The following is a 17449-nucleotide window of genomic DNA, read 5'->3' on the forward strand; positions in this document are numbered from 1 at the left end:
TTACGAGACCAAGGGAACACGCTTCGGCGGCTCCGGTGAGAAGAGGGGGTCAGTCCGCCGTGACGGCGTCGGTACCCGACTCCTCGCGGAGCGAGCGCCAGTAGCCCTGTGCGTACGCGCCGAGAAACATCCCGGCTATCGCCCAGAGGATGGGCCAGTTGCCGATCCCGAGGCTCGCGTACGCCGCGCCGGGACAGATTCCCGAGAGCCCCCAGCCGGCACCGAAGACGGCACCGCCGACCAGCACGTTCCGGTCGAACGACTTGAGCCGGCGCTGGTAGACGTCACCCGTCAGGGGTGCGCGATTGCGTAGCCGCGGGACGACCGCGAACCCGATACCCGACACGACGGCCGCCCCGCCCATCACGAACAGCAGCCCGAGGTCGTCGAACTGGAGGAAGCCGAGGACGACCTCGGGTCGGGCCATGTGGCTGTACCCGAGGCCGAAGCCGAACACCAGTCCCCCGACGAGGACGAGCGGCACGAACAGCGGGTGTCGATCCTCGCCGAAGCTCACGGTACCACCCCCAGCGCCTGTACCAGCTGGGCGGTTCCGATGGCGACGGCCATGAACGTCACGACGTTCACGATCGAGGTCTTCGACCCGGAGCCGACGCCGCAGACGCCGTGGCCCGAGGTACACCCCTTGCCGAGCCGCGTGCCGACGCCGACGAGGATACCCCCACCGAGCAGTCGCCACCACTGTACCTCCGTGGTCCAGCCGCCGGGGCCGATCGTGAGCGCGTAGACGGCCGCGCCGGCGACGATGCCGACGGTGAACACGACCCGCCAGTCCCGCGAGGCGAGGTAGTCGGACCGGTTGAACCGCGGGAGTTCCGAGACGTACGACAGCGTCGACTCGAGGAACGTGCTCGCACCGGCGCTGATGCCGGTCCCGGCGTAGATCAGGACTACGCCGAGGCCCACGAACAGCCCGCCGACGGCGTACTGGAGGACGCCGTTCGGGAAGAACGGGGCGAGCAGTTCTACTACTCCGGCCATCTCAGTGCGTCAGCGCGTCCTGGCTGGCGGCGCAGTTGTTCGGCCCGAGTTCGAGCTCGAACGCCTCCTCGTCGTCGGCGTCCTCCTGACCGAGGTTGATCCCGATAATCTCCTCGTAGTTGGCGGGACGGGGCGGCATGTCCGCGAGCACCAGGTCGACGAACTCGTCCTCGTCCATCGAGAGCGCGTCCATCCGCTCGGTCAGGTCGCCGATGGTCGCCGTGTAGGTGCCGTCCGCGGCGGGTTCGGCGGCGTCGCTGAAGTGCGCCCCTCCGACGACCACGTCCTCGTCGAGCGAGAGCACGCGCTCCTGGAGCGACCGGTAGAGGGTCCGGGCCGCCTCGGGTGCGCCGTCGGCCCCTTCCTCGAGGTCCGGCCGGGCGACGCTCTCCGCGAACAGCCCGTCGCCGGTCAGGAGGACCGCGTCGCCGACGAGGTAGGAGGTCATCCCGGAGGTGTGTCCGGGCGTGTGGACGACCTCGATCTCCACGTCGCCGACCTCGAAGACCTCGCCGTCCTCGGCGGTCGTCATCTCGTCGGCGTACGTGACCCCGCGATCGACGGCCGCCGCCGGAATGACACCCTCGACTCCCCGGGCGTCGAGTTCGCGCACGCCCGAGACGTGGTCCGCGTGGACGTGCGTGTCGAACGCGTAGACGAGATCCGCGCCCATCGCCTTCGCGTCCTTGACGTACTCGTCGGCGAACGCTCGGAGCGGGTCGACGACCGCCGCTCGGTCGCCCGAGACGATCAGGTACGAGAGACACCCGCTGGAGGGGCGCTGGTACTGCGCGACCGTCGCGTCCGTCTCGGCGTCGATCTCGTGGTACTCGTAGATACCCGCCCAGCCGTTCATCCCGCGCTCGAGGTTGACGGCGTCGACGCCCTCTCGCTTCAGGAGCCCGGCGACGTACTCGCTCGCCCCGCCCTTCGCACACACGGCGACCAGCGGGTGGTCCGCGCTCTCAGGTAGCGCGTCGAGGTGTTCGGCCTCGACTCCCTCGAGTAGCTCGTAGTAGGGGGCGTTGACGATCTCGACTCCCTCCCCCTCGATCCGCCACTCGGCGTACTCGCCCTCCGCGCGCACGTCGAGGATAGCCACGTCGTCCCCGTCGTCGATCCAGGCCTTGAGCGTCTCTGGCACGACGGCTTCGACAGTCTCGTCCGGTTCCGGGAACTCTGTTTCACTCATGCTTCACCAGCCGGTAACGGACGGGGCGACATAAGCGTTTGCATAGAAAGTCATCATATACACAATACTGACTTCCCGGATCGCCGGTAAGGCTCCCGCAGCCCGAGGGATTCAGGACTGCTGAAGTACGATCCGAGGGCTCAATAGGGCGCGTATTCGAGGTGCACCGTCGACGGTAGGGCAGCGGAACCGATCGAGTACTATTGCGTTTCTTGTGCACTAATCGAAGGACTTTTTACGGCCCAGGCAATATTGCATCTCGAGTCCAATACGGAACAGGACTGATCCACAATGAGCACGGAGATAGACGCCACGGAGACGCTCGACGTGAAGGGACTGAACTGCCCGATGCCGGTCGTGAAGACCAAGCAGGCGATCGACGACCTCGACGCCGGGGAGGTACTGGAGGTGCTGGCGACCGACTCCGGGAGCATGAGTGACATCGCGGGCTGGGCCGACTCGACTCCCAGGGTCGAGCTCCTGGACCAGCACGAGGACGGGGACGTGTTCAGACACTACGTCCGGAGGACCGAGTGACGATGAGCACCGACGCGCAGGGCGGCGAAACCGACGCTGGTTCCGACGGCGAGGCGGGCGACGCCGCCGAACTACGGGCGCAGGTCGAGGCGCTCCAGGAGCGGGTCGCGGACCTCGAAGCCGAGACGGCCGACGACGGCAAGTCGATGGTGATCGTCGCGACGAAGGGCACGCTCGACATGGCCTACCCGCCGCTGATACTGGCGAGCACGGCCGCCGCGTTCGACTGGGACGTCACCGTGTTCTACACCTTCTGGGGGCTCGACGTCCTCCACGAGGAGCGCTCTCGCGACCTCAAGCTGAGCGCGGTCGGCAATCCCAGTATGCCGATGCCGAACGCCGTCGCCGCGCTCCCGGGGATGGACGGCCTGGCGACGCGGATGATGCGAAAGCGCATCGCCGACAACGGGACCGCCTCCATCGAGGAGCTGATCGACGTCTCGCTCGACCAGGGCGTCGACCTCCAGGCCTGCCAGATGACGATGGAGCTGATGGACTACGACGAGGGCGACTTCTTCGAGGGGGTCACGACGGGTGTCGGCGCGGCGACCGCTCTCCAGCGAATGGCCGACGCCGACGTCCAGCTGATGATCTGACGGTCCGCAGTTCTTCGTTCTCGCGATCACCTCTACGGTATCGACGCCGCACCTGCCTACGATCGACGGGCGACCGCTATCGCCACCGCATCGATACGTCGGCAGTTCTCACCCGTCGGTAACCCCCGGGAGTTATAGTTTATCACGAACGATGGCACAGTATGGCATACAGCGTACTCGTCCCGATCGACCGTGACGAGGGGCGCGCGCGTCACCAGGCGGCGTGTGTGTCCCGGTTCCACGACGCCCCGGAGACGGTCGAGGCGACCGTCCTCTACGTGTATCCGCGTGGGAGGGGCCCCGACGACGACGCGGCCGCGTTCTCGGAAGTCGATGCCGCCGTCGGTGCCGCGGCGTACCTCGAGGAGCGGGACGTCCCGGTGACGCGCCGGATCGAGCGAGGGGAGGTCGCCGAGCGGATACTCGAAGTCGCCGACGAACTGGATGCCGACGAGATCGTCGTCGGGGGACGGAAGCGCTCGGGCGTCCAGAAGGTGCTCCTCGGGAGCACGACCCAGGACGTGATGCTCTCGGCCGAGCGACCGGTCACGGTCACGGGCGAGGACGTCACGCTCGGGGACAGTATCGACCGGCTGCTCGTCCCGGTCGACGCCGGCGAGGAGCGCGCACGCCACCAGGCGGCGTACGTCGCCGGGCTCCCCGGCATCGCCGAGGACGTCGATGTGACGGTCCTCTACGTCTTCCGTCACCAGGACTACGCGGGCGCACCCCCCCACGAGTTCGAGGAGGTCGACGCGGCGGTCGCCGCCGCCGAGTACCTCGAGGAACGGGACGTGACGGTCGATCGCGTCGGCGTCGGGGGGGAGATATCGCGGAAGATCGTCGACTACGCGGAGGACCTCGACGTCGACGGCGTCGTCGTCGGGGGGCGGCGGCGCTCCGGGATCCAGAAGGTGCTCATGGGAAGCATCACGACCGACGTGATCCTCTCGCTCGATCGGCCGGTCACTATCGCGGGGTGAACCGCTGCCCGGACCGCTCGTCGGGGTTACGCCCTCTCCGCCTCGAACCCGGCCAGGGTCTCCCGCAACGCGGTCGCGAGTTCGTCGAAGCGGTCCCGGGCCATCGGGTCGGTCGTCACGAACACGCCGCGGTCGTCGACTATGACGCGCGTGAGGTACCCCTCGTCGAACACCCGGATGGTGAACCGGTACGGACCGAGCTCGTTATCCCGGTAGTCCGTTCGCGAGCGGAACCCCAGGCGTTCGGTCTCCGCGAACCCGACCAGGTCGGCGTCGGCCTCGAGGTCCCCCCGGAGGTACACCTGTTCGACGTCGTCGTCGGTGAAGAGGGTGACACTCCGTAGCTCGTCGCCCACGGCCGTCCGGGCCGCACTGACCAGTTCCTCTCCGAGCCCGTCAGGGAGCGATCGTGTCAGCATGGTCGAGAGTGGGTGAGGGTGACACAGATACCCCGATACCGGTTCTCACACACCGGGATCGCTGTCGTCTCCCTCGTCCGGCGTCCCCGAACCGTACAGCGAGTCGCTCTCCTGCCAGTGGGTGGCCGAACGTATCAAAGAAGGTGATTGTTCCCGCCTTCCGGGACTCACCGGGAGGGACATGCACCCGGGGGGTGTAGATCGCGAAATGTCTATCGGCACGCCACCATCCCCACCGGTGGAGTTCCTGCGCGACGGGGAGGAGCGCCTGGTCGAGGTCACGCTGGAGCTCCTCGGGTTCGACACGACGAACCCACCCGGACGGACACGGGAGGTCGTCGACTGGCTCGAGGCGGGGTTCGCCGAACTCGACATCGCGACCGAACGGTACGCGGTCGATCCGGCGAAGCCGAACCTCCTCGCGACGCTACCCGGCCGTGGCGAGCACACCCTCTGTCTCAACGGCCACGTCGACACGGTCCCGTTCGCCGCCGACGAGTGGAGCCACGACCCGCTGGGCGAGCGCGGCGGCGATCGGCTCTACGGACGCGGGGCGACGGACATGAAGGGAGCGATCGCCTCGATGCTCGAGACGGCCCGCGCGTACGTCGAGACCGGGACGACGCCGCCGGTCACGCTCCTGTTCGTCCTCGTAAGCGACGAGGAGGTCGGTGGCGACGCGGGGCTACCGGCGCTCCTCGATGCCGACCGGATCGCGGCCGAGGCGTGCGTCATCGGCGAACCGACCTGCGAGGCGGGTCGCCACTCGGTGACTGTCGCAGACCGGGGAAGCATCTGGCTCACCCTCGAGGCTCGCGGGCGCGCCGCTCACGGGTCGAGGCCGATGCTCGGCGTCAACGCCGTCGACCGGCTCTACGACGCCGTCACTCGGCTACGGGAGCGCTTCGGGTCCCGACCCCTGGCCCTCGACCCCGCCCTGAAGCCGGTCGTCGAGGAGTCGGTCGCGTACTACGCCCCATCGATGGGCGAGGCGACGGCCCGGGAGCTGTTCGAGTACCCGACCATCAACCTCGGCCGGTTCGAGGGCGGCGAGGCCGTCAACAGCGTCCCGCAGGCCGCCCGCGCGGAGGTCGACGTCCGCCTGACGGCGGGGATCGACACGCCCGCCGTGCTCGCCGACATCCGCGAGTGCGTCGCGGGCTGTGAGGGCGTCACGCTGGCGGACGTCTCCTGGAGCGTCGGCACCGCCGAGCCGCTCGACAGCCCGCTGGTCGAGGCCGTCGCGTCGGTCGCCGGGGACGTGACCGGCGAGCGGGTCTACCGGCGGAGCGCGACGGGCGGCGGCGACGCGAAGGCGCTCCGGAACGCCGGCATCCCGACCGTGGAGTTCGCGCTCGGGACCGACACGGTCCACGCCGTCGACGAGTACACGACCGTCGAGGCGCTCGTCGGGAACGCGCTCACCTACGCGCGGGTCCCGTACGCCTACGCCGCGGCGGTCGAGTGACCGACACCCTCCGCGAGTGACACCGGGGGGCCGACCGTGACCCCCAGACCGCCCTCGACCCGGTCGCCGGCCCCCGTCGCTCGACGCGGAGGTGGTCACCGTCGTCCGCCGAACTCGGCTGGGTAGTCCCGTTCGCGCCATCCGCGTGAACGGTTCGAGGGTTCCGTGAACGTAATCCGATCCGACAGGCCGGTCTGTCGGACCGCATGGTTCAGGTGAGATCCGGCGCAACGACCGGTCATGTCGCCCGACACGCCGACGACCCGGGAGGATAGGGTAAGCCGCCACTCGGCGGCTGGTCGAGAAATTCTCCGCTCCGTGTAGCCCCGGTCAACGCACGGAGGGCGAGTCGGGGAGCCCGCGCGTCGAGACCGACGGGGACGACCTGTTCCTCACGCTCGGCGGGGAGACCCACCGTCTCGACCGGGATACCGCGGTCGAACTGCGCTCGGCGCTCGGCGAGGCGATAGCCGGCCGTCGGGAGTTCCTGCGGACGGTCGGCGAGCACCGCGCCGACGGCTCGTACGTCGTCTCCCGGCGCGGCGCGGAGTCGGACGGTCACCGCAAGGTGTTCGACTCGTTCGCCGCGCTCCGTCGGCTCTACGAGGGCCTCCCCCGGGAGTTCACCGCGCCGGACGTCGCCGGCGACGGCCTGACCGGTAGCCGCCGGCACACGCTCGTCCACCACTTCGCCGAACACCCGGTGTTCGACTGTGAACTGGCGAGCAAGCAGCCGCTCACCGGGCGAAAAACCAGGGACGGCGATCCCTCCTTGGGGGACTGAACGCTTTTGCCGGGCCCGTTCGAGCGACGGGTATGTCGCCACCCCGAACGAGCACCTTCTCCATCGTCGCTCGCGACCCCGAGAACGAGGCGGTGGGTATCGCCGTCCAGTCGAAGTTCGTCGCCGTCGGCTCGGTGGTCCCGTTCGCGAGCGCCGACGCCGGGGCCGTCGCCACGCAGTCGTTCGCCAACGTCGCGTACGGTCCCGACGGACTGGACCTGCTCCGCGAGGGCAGGACCGCCGCCGAGACGATCGAGGCACTCACGTCGGCCGACGAGGAGGCCGAGACCCGCCAGATCGGTGTCGTGGGGCGGGACGGGAGCGTCGCGGCGTTCACCGGCGAGGAGTGCTTCGACGTCGCGGGTGACCTCCAGGGGGAGACCTACACCGTCCAGGGGAACATCCTGGAGAACGAGGAGACGCTAGCGGCGATGGCGGAGGCCTACGAGTCGACAGCGGCGGGTCTCCCCGAGCGACTGCTCGCGGCGCTCCACGCCGGGAACGACGTGGGGGGTGACTCCCGCGGCGAGCAGGGTGCGGCGATGTACATCGCCAAAGCCGGGGGCGGGTACGACGGCGGCAACGACCGGTGGGTCGACGTCCGCGTCGACGACCACGACTCGCCCATCGAGGAACTCGAACGGGTGTTCAAGCTCTACGACGTGACCCTCCTGGAGCGGGTAGAGCCCGAGGAGACGCGCTCGCTCTCGGGCGAGACGGCCGAGGCAGTCCTCGAAACGCTCGCCGGACTCGGGTTCTACGAGGGCACTCCCCGGGAAGAGTTCGGGGCGGCCGGGCACGAGGCCCTCGAATCGTTCCGGGGGGTGAACAACTTCGAGAACCACTCCGTGCCCACCCTGGAGGACGCGCTGGCCCGGGGGTGGGACGAGGCCAGCGGCGCGGGCGAGGACCGGATGGTCGACGCCATCTGGAACGGGCTCTCGCGGCTCGACCGGGTGTAGCCGGGCGCTCCTTCGCCTGCCGGCCCCAGACATAAGTCCCCGGGCGACCCGGTACCCGACATGGTAAGCAAGTCCACGATCGTGATCCTGATCGGCGTCGTCTTCCTGTTCATTCCGATCCCGCCGATAGCCACCATCATCGGCATCGTCACCATCCTGATCGGTGCCGCCCTCAAGCTCGTGGGTGGCTCGTAGCGCGCGGCTGCGACGCGGCACGGCGAGGCGCGGCGATCACCGCCGCGTTCCCGGAACGGCCGCAGTCGGGGAGGACAGCGACGTCCACAGGAGCACGACACCTGATCGTCCCGGGGAACCGAAACGCTCGACGATCGATCCGCCGGTGTCGGGGCCGGGAGGTCGGTCACGGCGCGCCCAGTGGGACTCGCGGGGCTACTCCAGTCCGAGGTCGGAACTCATCGAGTTGCCCGCCCGCGGGACGCCCTTGACGGTGTAGGTTTCGCCGTTGACGAACGCGGCCGCGGGCGAGGCGAGGAACTGGACCACGTCGGCGATGTCCTCGCCGTGGCCGATGCGGCGGTCGACCTGCTCGCGCGGCGGCATCTGCTCGGCGTCGATACCCAGTGTCTCTGCGACCCCGGGCGTCTGGATGAGTCCCGGAGCGACGCAGTTGACGCGGATGTCGTGTTCGGCCCACTCGACGGCGAGCGTCTCGGTCAGGCGGATTATCGCCGCCTTCGAGGCCCCGTAGTGGCTCTCGCCCGGCGCGGCGTGCTGGCCGTTCACGCTCGCCATGTTCACGATGCAGCCGCCGTCGCCCTCCCGCATCGTCTCGCCCGCGACCTGCGTGCAGTGGAAGGTCCCGTTGAGGTTCAGATCGACGATGGCGTTCCAGCCGTTCGGCGAGATGTCCTCGAAGGCGGCGACGAACTCCCCACCGGCGTTGTTCACGAGGATGTCGACCCCCCCGAACTCCTCGACGGTCGCCGCGACGAGCGCTTCTACCTCCTCGCGCTCGCGGACGTTGCACTCGACGGCGAGCGCCCGGCCGGGCGCGTCGCTCGACTCGATCGCCTGGGCCACCTCGTCGACGCGCTCCTGGGAGCGCGAGCAGACGACGACGTCCGCGCCGCTCGCGGCGAGCGTCTCCGCGACGGACCGGCCGATACCCTGGCTAGAGCCGGTCACGATGGCGGTCTTCCCCTCGACGCCGAAGTCGGGAGTGTGGAGGTCGGGCATGGGGAACTACCCGGACGGGAGTCACAAGCCTCTGTCGGTGGCGACCGAGCGGCGAAAAAGGGCGGTCCGTACTCAGGTCCGGCTCCGGTACTCCTCCCGTGCGGCCTCGAACCCCGCGCTCACGATGGAGATGATGTCGAACACGTCGAGGTCGTCGAACCGGCCGGCGGTCGGCTCGACGGCGACCTCCTCGTCCTCCTCGTCGGTCTCGAGTCCGTCCACACTCGACTCCGTCTCGACCCCTCCCGCGTCGGGGTCGTCGGAGGTCCCGACCGTGTCGGTCGTGCCGAGCGTGTCCTCGCCCTCGTCCGTGTCGTCGGTGCTGACCCGTTCGAGGCCCGTATCGACCGGGCCGCCCTCGCTGTCGTCGTCCTCGTCCGAGCGGCCGGTGTCGACGCGGTCGATGCCATCCTCGTCGATCCCATCGCCGCCCCGTCCGCCGACCGCGCGGAGGACGAGCAGTATCGCCCCCAGCGCGGCGGCGACGACCACGAGCTTCCGTGCGATGCCGTTCGTTGCCATGTAGGGAGATCGACCCGCCGACACTTGAAGGTGGCCGCTTCGTGCGGGGGCGGGACGACCTGCCGGTGCGGCGTCGCCGGCCGGGTTCGTCGCGTTCTTGGAGTGACGGCCCCAGATCCACTCGTGTCCACTCGCTCACCGCTCGTCGCCGCGCTCCTCGCGGCCTCGCTCGTCCTCCTCGCCGGATGCTCGCTCGCCCCCGGGGGGACGCCCACCGCATCGCCCGAACCTCCGCCGGACGTCGAGGTCTCGTTCACGAACGGCGCCAGCGCGACCTACGACGCGGTGGTGCTCCTGCTCCCGCGGCCGGCCGACCGAGCCCGGGTGACGTTCGCCAACGGGTCGACCACCGAGATCGGGAACCTCTCCGCTGTCCAGGGTGTCGGACTGTACGGGCCACCCGTCGACGGAACCACCCTCCACGACGCCGAGCCGCTCGGGGTCGACCCGCTCGACACCCGGGTCTACCGCGGGATCGGCCCCCGTTCGTCGGTCTCCTCGACGTTCGACTCCCCCCCGCGGAGCGCCTCGTTGTTCGTCGTCGTCACCGGGACCGACGGGGTCTACCTGTGGGCGACCGCCGCCTGCGGCGATGACGACTCGCTGAACGCGTTCGACGTTGAGATACACGACGTGGGGCCGGGGCTCTCCGTCGGGTGCGAGTCGTTCCGCGCGGGTTCGGGAACCTCCGAGCGCGGGTAGACCGTCCCGTCGAGCGGCCCGTCCGAAACCGGGGCCTGTGACTGCGGGCGGCGCTCGATCGAGGAGCAACGGAGGAGAGGGAGACGGAAAGAGGAACGGGTGGAGTACTGTGGCCGCTACAGGAAGTCCTCGACGTGCTCGACGACCTCCTCCGGCGTGTCGCCCACGGGGACGCCGGCGTCGTTGAGCGCGTCGATCTTCGACTGGGCGGTGCCGGTTCCGGAGCCCGAAACGATGGCCCCGGCGTGGCCCATCCGCTTTCCGGGGGGTGCGGTCCGGCCGGCGATGAACCCCGCGACGGGCGTGTCCATGTACTCGCCGATGTATCTCGCCGCTTCCTCCTCGTCCTCGCCGCCGATCTCGCCGCACATGACGATCGCCTTCGTCTCCGTATCGTCCTCGAACATCTCGAGCACGTCCACGAAGTCTGACCCGATGATCGGGTCGCCGCCGATCCCGACGGCGGTCGTCTGGCCGATCCCCCGCTGGGTCAGGCTGTCGACGACCTGGTAGGTGAGCGTCCCCGACCGGGAGACGAGGCCGACGTCGCCGTCGGCGAAGATGTTGCCCGGGAGGATACCGAGCTTCGCCTCACCGGGGGTGATGAGCCCGGGACAGTTCGGCCCGATCAGGTGGGTGTCGGTCTCGCCGAGGCGCTTGTACACCCGCGCCATGTCCTGCTGGGGGATCCCCTCGGTGATGGCGACGACGAGGTCGAGCGGGGAGTCGAGCGCCTCGAAGACGGCGTCGCCGGCGAACGCCGGCGGGACGAACACGACGCTGGCGTCCGCGTCCTCCTCGCGGACCGCCTGGCGGACCGTGTCGTAGACGGGGACGCCGGCGACCTCCTCGCCGCCCCGACCGGGGACCGAGCCGGCGACGACGTTCGTCCCGTACTCGATCATCTGCTCGGTGTGGAACTTCCCCTCACCGCCGGTGATGCCCTGCACCACTACACGGGTGTCGTCGTCGACGAGAATACTCATTGGTCCACCTCCTCGGCCCGCTCGACCGCACGCTGGACGGCCGCCTCCAGGGTCTTCTCGACCTCCACGAGGTCGGCGTTCAGGATCTCCATCCCCTCCTCGGCGTTCGTCCCCGCCAGCCGGACGACGACGGGCTTGGGGATCTCGTCGAACCCTTCGAGGGCCTCGTTGATCCCCCTGGCGACCTCGTCGCCGCGGGTGATCCCCCCGAAGATGTTGAAGACGACCGCCCGGACGTTCTCGTCGGAGAACACCATGTCCAGGGCGTTCGTCACCCGTTCGGCCTTCGCGCCGCCGCCGATGTCGAGGAAGTTCGCGGGGCTCCCGCCGTAGTAGTCCACGAGGTCGAGCGTCGTCATGACGAGGCCGGCACCGTTGCCGATGATGCCGACGTTGCCGTCGAGACGGACGTAGTCGAAGCCGTACTCGTCGGCCTTGCGTTCGAGTTCGTCGCCGCCGGCCGCGCTCTCCTCTTCCATCTCCTGGAGGTCGGGGTGGCGGAACAGCGCGTCGTCGTCGACGTTCATCACGGCGTCGGCCGCGATGACTTCACGGTCGCTAGTGACCATCAGGGGGTTGATCTCGGCGTCCGTGCCGTCCTTGTCGTCCCAGAGGTCGTAGAGCGTGGTGAGGACGGAGGCGACCGAGTTGGCGACGTCGCGGTCGATACCGGCGTCGAACACCGCGCGTCGGGCCTGGTAGGGGTGGAGTCCGAAGGCGGGGTCGACGTGTTCGCGGGCGATGGCGTCGGGGTCCTCCTCGGCGACCGCCTCGATGTCGACGCCGCCGCGCTCGGAGACCATCGCGACCGGCTTGCCCTCGGCGCGGTCCATCGTCACGCCGACGTAGAGCTCGTCCTCGAAGTCGACGGCCTCCTCGACGAGCACGCGGTCGACGTGGAGCCCCTTCAGGTCCATCCCGAGGATGCGGTCGGCCGCCTCGCGGAGCTCGTCCTCGTTCTCGACGAGTTCGATCCCGCCGGCCTTCCCGCGGCCGCCGACCTGGACCTGGGCCTTGACGGCACAGGGGTAGCCGACGGTCTCGGCGGCGGCGACGGCCTCCTCGACGGTCGCCGCGAGCTCCGAGGCCGGCGTCGGAACCCCGGCGTCCGCGAAGACGCCCTTCGCCTGGTACTCGTGGAGTTTCATAGCACGCGAAACCGGGTCTCCGGGACGCATAAATCCCGCCGGTTCGCCGGGAGGGCCCCCACCGACCACCGCGCCACCCCCGGTCGCACGGCGCGGCTCGGTCCCGGGCTGTGGATCGCGGGACGGGGTCGTCTCCTATCCGCGCTCGTGGTTCGACGGGGAGGGGAGCACGCCCCAGCGGTCGGCGACGACGCCGTCCACGCCCAGTTCGTCGAGCCGCTCGGCCTCGCTCCTCGACGCGACCGGGTAGGCGTTGACGCTCATCCCCACCCGGTGGGCGTCGTTGACGAGCCGCTCGGTGCAGGCCGAGACCGGCGCGAGGAGGAACGTCGCGCCGAGGCCACGTGCGGTCGAGAGGGCGTCGAGCGGGTCCGCGCCCTCCCCGAAGGAGAACGCCCGGGGGACCCCGGGATCGGCCGCCCGTGCGGCCGCGAGCTCCCCGGGGAACGCCGACGCCACGACGACCTGCAGGGGGAACGTCGACACCGTGGGGAGGACGTCGGCGGCGAGGTCCGTCTCGCGGAGGCGGAGCACCACCCCCACGCTCCGCGGGATGGCGTCCAGCGCGGCTTCGAGGCGAGGGACGCCCTCGCCCGTCCCGAGCACGTCCAGCGCCGCGAGGTCCGCCAGCGTCAGGTCCGAGACGCGGCCGGTGCCGTCGGTGACGCGGTCGACCGTGTCGTCCCGACAGACGACGAGTTCGCCCGATCCGCACCGACGGACGTCGAGCGCGACGGCGTCGGCGAGCGCGACGCTCTCCTCTACGGCACGCACCGTGTTCTCCGGATACATCCCCCCGAACCCCCGGTCCGCGATGAGTCGCATCCGCCGAACGCTCGGTGTCTGTGGGTCATAAGCCCGTCGGGTCGAACGAGCCGCGAACCGACCGCCGTGGATCGATCTGTGATCCGCCGGCGATCGGCCACGGGGACCGAGAGGGGCTCGCGTGTCGGTCGGACCTGCCGGGTCCCGGGGGGGTTAAGTCCTGGCCCGGCGAGCCACGGACGATGCGTGCCGTCAGGTATCACGAACACGGCGGTCCGGAGGTACTACAGTTCGAGGACGTCCCACGGCCGGAGCCAGGTCCCGACGAGCTCCTCGTTCGGGTGGAGGCCGCGGGCGTCAACCCCGTCGACACGTACTTCCGGGAGGGGGCGTACCCCCTGCCGGAACTCCCGTGGATCCCTGCCTCGGACGTCGCCGGGGTGGTCGAGGCGGTCGGCGAGGGCGTCGAGACGTTCGAGGCGGGCGACCGCGTGTTCGCCACCGGGCTCGGCCGCGACAGGCAGGGGACCTGTGCGGAGTACGTGACCGTCCCGGAGGGACTGGCCGCGACGCTCCCGGGGGGATGTGGGTTCGAGGAGGGGGCGGCGGTCGCGCTCGTCGGCGTGACCGCGTGGCAGGCGCTCGTCCACCACGGCGGCGTCGAGCCCGGCGAGCGGGTGCTGATCCACTCGGGGAGCGGCGGCGTGGGCCACGTCGCGGTCCAGCTGGCGGCCGCCGCCGGCGCTCGCGTCACGACCACGGCCTCCCCCACGTACCACGGCCACCTCGCCGACCTCGGTGCCGACGCCGTCCTCGACTACGACCGCGAGGACCTCGCGGAGGCCGTCGCCGACGCCGGCGCGCCCGAACTCGTCCTCGACACCCTGGCCGACGAGTACTTCGAACTCGACGGCGAGGTCGCCGCCCACGGCGCGACCATCGTCGGCATCGGCAACGAGGCGGCGACCGCGCCCGTCCCGATGGGCCCGGGGAAGTTCAAGGACCTCCGCTTCCAGATCATGTCGATGTTCAACGCGCCGGACACCGGTGCCGTGCTCTCCCGGCTGGCGACGCTCATGGCCGCTGGCGACGTCGTCCCCGAAGTTGCCGAGGTGTACGACCTCGCGGATACGGCCGACGCCCATCGCGACGTGCTGGCGGAGTCGTTCCTCGGGAAGCTCGTCGTCACTCCCTGATATCCCCGCGATCCCGGGCGTCCTGTCCCCACACGACGGGATTCCTCACGTGACAGCGTGAACCGGTCACGGTCGACCGACCCCGCCTTTATCTCCGCTCCGACCCACCTCCGGGTATGACGGTCGAGTACGACTTCGACGGGCGGGTGGTGCTGGTCACTGGTGCGGCGGGCGCGCTCGGGAGTGCCGTCGCCGAGGCGTTCGACGCGGCCGGTGCGACGGTCTGCGCCGCCGACATCGTCGACCCCGAGGACGGGGACGGCGAGGTCGCCGTCGACCTCTCGCGCGTAGACTACTACCAGGGCGACTTCACCGACGAGGCGACCGTCGAGGAGGTAGTCGAAACGGTGGTCGACGAGCACGGTCGGCTCGACGCGCTCTGTAACGTCGCGGGGACCTGGCGCGGCGGAGATCCGATCGACGAGACGGAAGCGGATACGTTCGACTTCCTCATGGATCTGAACCTGAAGACGATGTTCCTCGCCTCGAAGCACTCGGTGCCGCACCTCCGCGAGACGGACGGGGCGATCGTCTCCGTCTCCGCGCGATCCTCGCTGGAGGGGGGCGAGGGCGACGGGATCTATCGCGCCTCGAAGGCCGGCGTGCGGATCCTCACCGAGACGATCGCCGAGGAGAACCTCGGGAGCGTCCGGGCGAACGCGATCATGCCGAGCGTGATCGACACCCCGATGAACCGCGAGATGATGCCCGACTCGGATCACTCGACGTGGGTCGACCCGGCCGACATCGCCGACGTCGTGCTGTTCCTCTGCTCGGAGGAGGCCGGGGTCACGAGCGGGGCGGCCGTCCCCGTCTACGGCGAGTCCTGACCTCACCCCGCCGCAGGCTTGCGATTACGTCTCCGTAACGGGAGGGCCGTTTATCAATAGGGACTCCTATGTACGTCCATGGGTGGTCCCCAGGACGCGGTCCGAGTCCTCCACGTCGACGACGAGCCGGACGTCCTCGAGGTGACGGGCCAGCTCGTCGAGCTCAACCACGACGGGCTGACCGTCGAGTCGGTCCGGTCGATCGACCGGGCGCTCGACCGGCTGGACGAGGTAGACTGTATCGTGGCCGACTACGTGATGCCCGGGATGGACGGTGCCGAGTTCCTCGACCGGGTCCGGAGCGGACGGCCCGATCTGCCCGTCGTCTTCTTCACCGGGCGCGGGGCCGACGAGCTCGACGAGGCGGCGCTCGGAGCCGATCTCACGGCTCACGTCCAGAAGGGCGTGAACGCGGGACAGTACGAGATCCTGGGCGAGCACATCGCGAGCCTCGTCGAGACCTCGCGCGGAGCAACGCCCCAGTGAGCGTCGGCGAGGGGAGCGGCCGTAGCGACGGGTGGCGATTCGGCCGGTGAGTGCCGGCGACCCGACAACCCTTTTTCGGAGGCCCGTCTCTCACCGTCGATGAGCCACCGGCGGTGGTCCGCATGACGATGGACGAGAGGATCGAGGAGCTCCGCGAGCGGAAGGCGGAGGCCGAGAAAGGGGGCGGCGAGGAGCGCATCGAGGCCCAGCACGACCGCGGGAAGATGACCGCCCGCGAGCGGATCGACTACTTCCTCGACGACGGCACGTTCGTGGAGTTCGACGCGCTGCGCGAGCACCGCTCGACCAACTTCGACATGGACGAGCGGAAGGTGCCCGGCGACGGCGTCGTCACGGGCTACGGCGAGGTCGACGGCCGCACCGTCTTCGTCTTCGCCCACGACTTCACCGTCTTCGGCGGGTCGCTCGGCGAGGTGTTCGCCCAGAAGGTCTGCAAGGTGATGGACCGCGCTCTGGAGACCGGCGCACCCATCGTCGGCCTGAACGACTCGGCGGGCGCGCGCATCCAGGAGGGGATCGACTCGCTGGCCGGCTACGCCGACATCTTCCACCGCAACCAGAAGGCCAGCGGCGTCGTCCCCCAGATATCGGCCATCATGGGTCCCTGTGCGGGCGGAGCGGTCTACTCCCCCGCCATCACGGACTTCATCTTCATGGTCGAGGAGACGAGCCACATGTTCATCACCGGCCCCGACGTCATCGAGACGGTCACCGGCGAGGAGGTCGGCTTCGAGGAGCTCGGCGGGGCGGGAACTCACACCGGGGAGTCCGGCGTCGCGCACTTCTCGTCGGCCGCCGAAAAGGAGGCGCTCGACGACATCCGCTACCTGCTCTCCTTCCTCCCGCAGAACAACGTCGAGGACCCCCCGCGGGTCGAGCCGTGGGACGACCCCGAGCGCGAGGCCGAGGCCGCCGAGGAAATCGTCCCGGACCTGCCCCAGAAGCCATACGACATCGTCGACGTCATCGAGCCCATCGTCGACGAGGGTTCGTTCTTCGAGGTCGCCGAGCGCTACGCGAGGAACCTCGTCACCGGCTTCGCGAGGCTCGACGGCCACGCCATCGGCGTCGTCGCCAACCAGCCACGCGTCAACGCCGGTACCCTGGACATCGACTCCTCGCTGAAGGGATCGCGGTTCGTCCGCTTCTGCGACGCGTTCAACATCCCCATCCTCACGTTCGTCGACGTCCCCGGGTTCATGCCCGGAACGGACCAGGAGCACGGGGGGATCATCAAGCACGGCGCGAAACTGCTGTACGCCTACAGCGAGGCCACGGTCCCGCTGATGACGGTCATCACGCGGAAGGCCTACGGCGGGGCGTACGACGTGATGGCCTCGAAACATCTGGAGGCGGACGTCAACTACGCCTGGCCCACCGCCGAGATCGCCGTGATGGGCCCCCGCGGGGCGGTGAACATCCTCTACGACGACGAGCTCGAGACGGCCGAGGACGTCGAGGCCCGCCGCGAGGAACTGATCGAGGAGTACCGCGACGCGTTCGCGAACCCCTACACCGCCGCCGAACGGGGGTTCGTCGACGACGTGATCGAGCCGAAGGACACCCGCGCACGGCTCGTGAAGGACCTCCACATGCTCCGCTCGAAGCGCAAGGAGGGTCCCTCGCGCAAGCACGGGAACATCCCGCTCTGAC

At 69.6% G+C, this 17449-nt stretch carries 21 protein-coding genes; 12 read left to right on the forward strand and 9 right to left on the reverse strand.

The features are described 5' to 3' along the window. Positions 1–49 precede the first annotated feature (49 nt). From WDJ58_RS11920 to WDJ58_RS11930, 3 genes are read right to left on the reverse strand one after another with little or no spacing between them, the layout of a single operon-like run. Positions 50–517 carry a YeeE/YedE family protein gene (locus WDJ58_RS11920; RefSeq protein WP_338913464.1) on the reverse strand — a complete coding sequence of 156 codons (468 nt, stop codon included), beginning with the start codon at positions 515–517 and terminating at the stop codon, positions 50–52. After that, complete coding sequence (locus WDJ58_RS11925) at positions 514–1002, reverse strand: YeeE/YedE family protein (protein WP_338913466.1); 489 nt, start codon at positions 1000–1002, stop codon at positions 514–516. Before WDJ58_RS11925 ends, WDJ58_RS11920 begins: the two co-directional genes overlap by 4 nt. Before the next feature lies 1 nt (position 1003). Beyond that, positions 1004–2194 (reverse strand): MBL fold metallo-hydrolase, encoded by a 1191-nt coding sequence (locus WDJ58_RS11930; RefSeq protein WP_338913468.1) that lies wholly within the window; start codon positions 2192–2194, stop codon positions 1004–1006. Between the two features lie 291 nt (positions 2195–2485). Here WDJ58_RS11930 and WDJ58_RS11935 point away from each other — a divergent pair, with 291 nt between their 5' ends. The 3 genes from WDJ58_RS11935 (at position 2486) to WDJ58_RS11945 (ending at position 4310) form a co-directional block, all read left to right on the forward strand. Then, positions 2486–2731: a sulfurtransferase TusA family protein gene (locus WDJ58_RS11935; RefSeq protein ID WP_338913470.1), complete on the forward strand. Its 246-nt coding sequence runs from the start codon at positions 2486–2488 to the stop codon at positions 2729–2731. Positions 2732–2733: 2 nt separating this feature from the next. Then, a complete protein-coding gene (locus WDJ58_RS11940; RefSeq protein ID WP_338913472.1) occupies positions 2734–3327 on the forward strand; it encodes a DsrE/DsrF/DrsH-like family protein in 594 nt (197 codons plus the stop codon). Between the two features lie 161 nt (positions 3328–3488). Next, on the forward strand, positions 3489–4310 hold the full coding sequence (locus tag WDJ58_RS11945; RefSeq protein WP_338913474.1) for a universal stress protein: 822 nt from the start codon (positions 3489–3491) through the stop codon (positions 4308–4310). A gap of 26 nt (positions 4311–4336) precedes the next feature. Here the strand turns inward: WDJ58_RS11945 and WDJ58_RS11950 are convergent, their stop codons facing one another. Then, entirely contained in the window at positions 4337–4729 is a 393-nt protein-coding gene (locus tag WDJ58_RS11950) for a DUF7522 family protein (protein ID WP_338913475.1), read from the reverse strand. Between the two features lie 208 nt (positions 4730–4937). Between WDJ58_RS11950 and WDJ58_RS11955 the strand changes: the two genes are divergently transcribed. The 4 genes from WDJ58_RS11955 (at position 4938) to WDJ58_RS11970 (ending at position 8138) form a co-directional block, all read left to right on the forward strand. Continuing rightward, entirely contained in the window at positions 4938–6197 is a 1260-nt protein-coding gene (locus WDJ58_RS11955; protein WP_338913476.1) for a M20 family metallopeptidase, read from the forward strand. A gap of 385 nt (positions 6198–6582) precedes the next feature. After that, positions 6583–6981, forward strand: a complete 399-nt coding sequence (locus tag WDJ58_RS26345; RefSeq protein ID WP_417750562.1) for a hypothetical protein — start codon at positions 6583–6585, stop codon at positions 6979–6981. Positions 6982–7013: 32 nt separating this feature from the next. Next, positions 7014–7943 (forward strand): DUF1028 domain-containing protein, encoded by a 930-nt coding sequence (locus WDJ58_RS11965; RefSeq protein ID WP_338913478.1) that lies wholly within the window; start codon positions 7014–7016, stop codon positions 7941–7943. A gap of 60 nt (positions 7944–8003) precedes the next feature. After that, the gene (locus WDJ58_RS11970; protein WP_338913479.1) at positions 8004–8138 is read left to right on the forward strand and encodes a transporter; all 135 of its coding nucleotides are present in this window, start codon (positions 8004–8006) and stop codon (positions 8136–8138) included. A gap of 195 nt (positions 8139–8333) precedes the next feature. Here WDJ58_RS11970 and WDJ58_RS11975 read toward each other — a convergent pair whose 3' ends face one another. Next, a complete protein-coding gene (locus WDJ58_RS11975) occupies positions 8334–9140 on the reverse strand; it encodes an SDR family NAD(P)-dependent oxidoreductase (protein WP_338913480.1) in 807 nt (268 codons plus the stop codon). Between the two features lie 72 nt (positions 9141–9212). Then, a complete protein-coding gene (locus WDJ58_RS11980; protein WP_338913482.1) occupies positions 9213–9662 on the reverse strand; it encodes a hypothetical protein in 450 nt (149 codons plus the stop codon). A gap of 123 nt (positions 9663–9785) precedes the next feature. On the opposite strand from WDJ58_RS11980, the gene WDJ58_RS11985 reads away from it, so the two are divergent. Then, positions 9786–10364 (forward strand): hypothetical protein, encoded by a 579-nt coding sequence (locus tag WDJ58_RS11985; protein ID WP_338913483.1) that lies wholly within the window; start codon positions 9786–9788, stop codon positions 10362–10364. 116 nt (positions 10365–10480) lie between these two features. Here the strand turns inward: WDJ58_RS11985 and sucD are convergent, their stop codons facing one another. From sucD to WDJ58_RS12000, 3 genes are all read right to left on the reverse strand, one after another. Beyond that, positions 10481–11350, reverse strand: coding sequence for a succinate--CoA ligase subunit alpha (gene sucD / locus WDJ58_RS11990; protein WP_338913485.1), 870 nt, complete (start codon positions 11348–11350; stop codon positions 10481–10483). Next, a complete protein-coding gene (gene sucC / locus WDJ58_RS11995; protein WP_338913486.1) occupies positions 11347–12498 on the reverse strand; it encodes an ADP-forming succinate--CoA ligase subunit beta in 1152 nt (383 codons plus the stop codon). The genes sucD and sucC overlap by 4 nt, the downstream gene beginning before the upstream one ends. A 135-nt stretch (positions 12499–12633) precedes the next feature. Beyond that, complete coding sequence (locus WDJ58_RS12000; RefSeq protein WP_338913487.1) at positions 12634–13323, reverse strand: glycerophosphodiester phosphodiesterase; 690 nt, start codon at positions 13321–13323, stop codon at positions 12634–12636. 182 nt (positions 13324–13505) lie between these two features. Between WDJ58_RS12000 and WDJ58_RS12005 the strand changes: the two genes are divergently transcribed. The 4 genes from WDJ58_RS12005 (at position 13506) to WDJ58_RS12020 (ending at position 17448) form a co-directional block, all read left to right on the forward strand. After that, on the forward strand, positions 13506–14459 hold the full coding sequence (locus WDJ58_RS12005; protein WP_338913488.1) for an NADPH:quinone reductase: 954 nt from the start codon (positions 13506–13508) through the stop codon (positions 14457–14459). A gap of 116 nt (positions 14460–14575) precedes the next feature. After that, complete coding sequence (locus tag WDJ58_RS12010) at positions 14576–15289, forward strand: SDR family oxidoreductase (RefSeq protein ID WP_338913489.1); 714 nt, start codon at positions 14576–14578, stop codon at positions 15287–15289. Between the two features lie 78 nt (positions 15290–15367). Then, entirely contained in the window at positions 15368–15775 is a 408-nt protein-coding gene (locus WDJ58_RS12015; RefSeq protein ID WP_338913491.1) for a response regulator, read from the forward strand. 122 nt (positions 15776–15897) lie between these two features. Beyond that, positions 15898–17448, forward strand: coding sequence for an acyl-CoA carboxylase subunit beta (locus WDJ58_RS12020; RefSeq protein WP_338913493.1), 1551 nt, complete (start codon positions 15898–15900; stop codon positions 17446–17448). Position 17449: the final 1 nt, after the last annotated feature.

Source organism: Salinirubellus litoreus (assembly GCF_037335815.1).
GTDB lineage: Archaea > Halobacteriota > Halobacteria > Halobacteriales > Haloarculaceae > Salinirubellus > Salinirubellus litoreus.

Bases quoted from the DNA above. Each gene is read 5' to 3' on its own strand.
- WDJ58_RS11940 (WP_338913472.1), top strand. From the start codon at position 2,734: ATGAGCACCGACGCGCAGGGCGGCGAAACCGACGCTGGTTCCGACGGC.
- sucC (WP_338913486.1), bottom strand. From the start codon at position 12,498: ATGAAACTCCACGAGTACCAGGCGAAGGGCGTCTTCGCGGACGCCGGG.
- WDJ58_RS11950 (WP_338913475.1), bottom strand. From the start codon at position 4,729: ATGCTGACACGATCGCTCCCTGACGGGCTCGGAGAGGAACTGGTCAGT.
- WDJ58_RS11965 (WP_338913478.1), top strand. From the start codon at position 7,014: ATGTCGCCACCCCGAACGAGCACCTTCTCCATCGTCGCTCGCGACCCC.
- WDJ58_RS12015 (WP_338913491.1), top strand. From the start codon at position 15,368: ATGGGTGGTCCCCAGGACGCGGTCCGAGTCCTCCACGTCGACGACGAG.
- WDJ58_RS11980 (WP_338913482.1), bottom strand. From the start codon at position 9,662: ATGGCAACGAACGGCATCGCACGGAAGCTCGTGGTCGTCGCCGCCGCG.
- WDJ58_RS11975 (WP_338913480.1), bottom strand. From the start codon at position 9,140: ATGCCCGACCTCCACACTCCCGACTTCGGCGTCGAGGGGAAGACCGCC.
- WDJ58_RS11955 (WP_338913476.1), top strand. From the start codon at position 4,938: ATGTCTATCGGCACGCCACCATCCCCACCGGTGGAGTTCCTGCGCGAC.
- WDJ58_RS12000 (WP_338913487.1), bottom strand. From the start codon at position 13,323: ATGCGACTCATCGCGGACCGGGGGTTCGGGGGGATGTATCCGGAGAAC.
- WDJ58_RS11935 (WP_338913470.1), top strand. From the start codon at position 2,486: ATGAGCACGGAGATAGACGCCACGGAGACGCTCGACGTGAAGGGACTG.
- WDJ58_RS12020 (WP_338913493.1), top strand. From the start codon at position 15,898: ATGACGATGGACGAGAGGATCGAGGAGCTCCGCGAGCGGAAGGCGGAG.
- WDJ58_RS11945 (WP_338913474.1), top strand. From the start codon at position 3,489: ATGGCATACAGCGTACTCGTCCCGATCGACCGTGACGAGGGGCGCGCG.
- WDJ58_RS11930 (WP_338913468.1), bottom strand. From the start codon at position 2,194: ATGAGTGAAACAGAGTTCCCGGAACCGGACGAGACTGTCGAAGCCGTC.
- sucD (WP_338913485.1), bottom strand. From the start codon at position 11,350: ATGAGTATTCTCGTCGACGACGACACCCGTGTAGTGGTGCAGGGCATC.
- WDJ58_RS12010 (WP_338913489.1), top strand. From the start codon at position 14,576: ATGACGGTCGAGTACGACTTCGACGGGCGGGTGGTGCTGGTCACTGGT.
- WDJ58_RS11970 (WP_338913479.1), top strand. From the start codon at position 8,004: ATGGTAAGCAAGTCCACGATCGTGATCCTGATCGGCGTCGTCTTCCTG.
- WDJ58_RS11925 (WP_338913466.1), bottom strand. From the start codon at position 1,002: ATGGCCGGAGTAGTAGAACTGCTCGCCCCGTTCTTCCCGAACGGCGTC.
- WDJ58_RS12005 (WP_338913488.1), top strand. From the start codon at position 13,506: ATGCGTGCCGTCAGGTATCACGAACACGGCGGTCCGGAGGTACTACAG.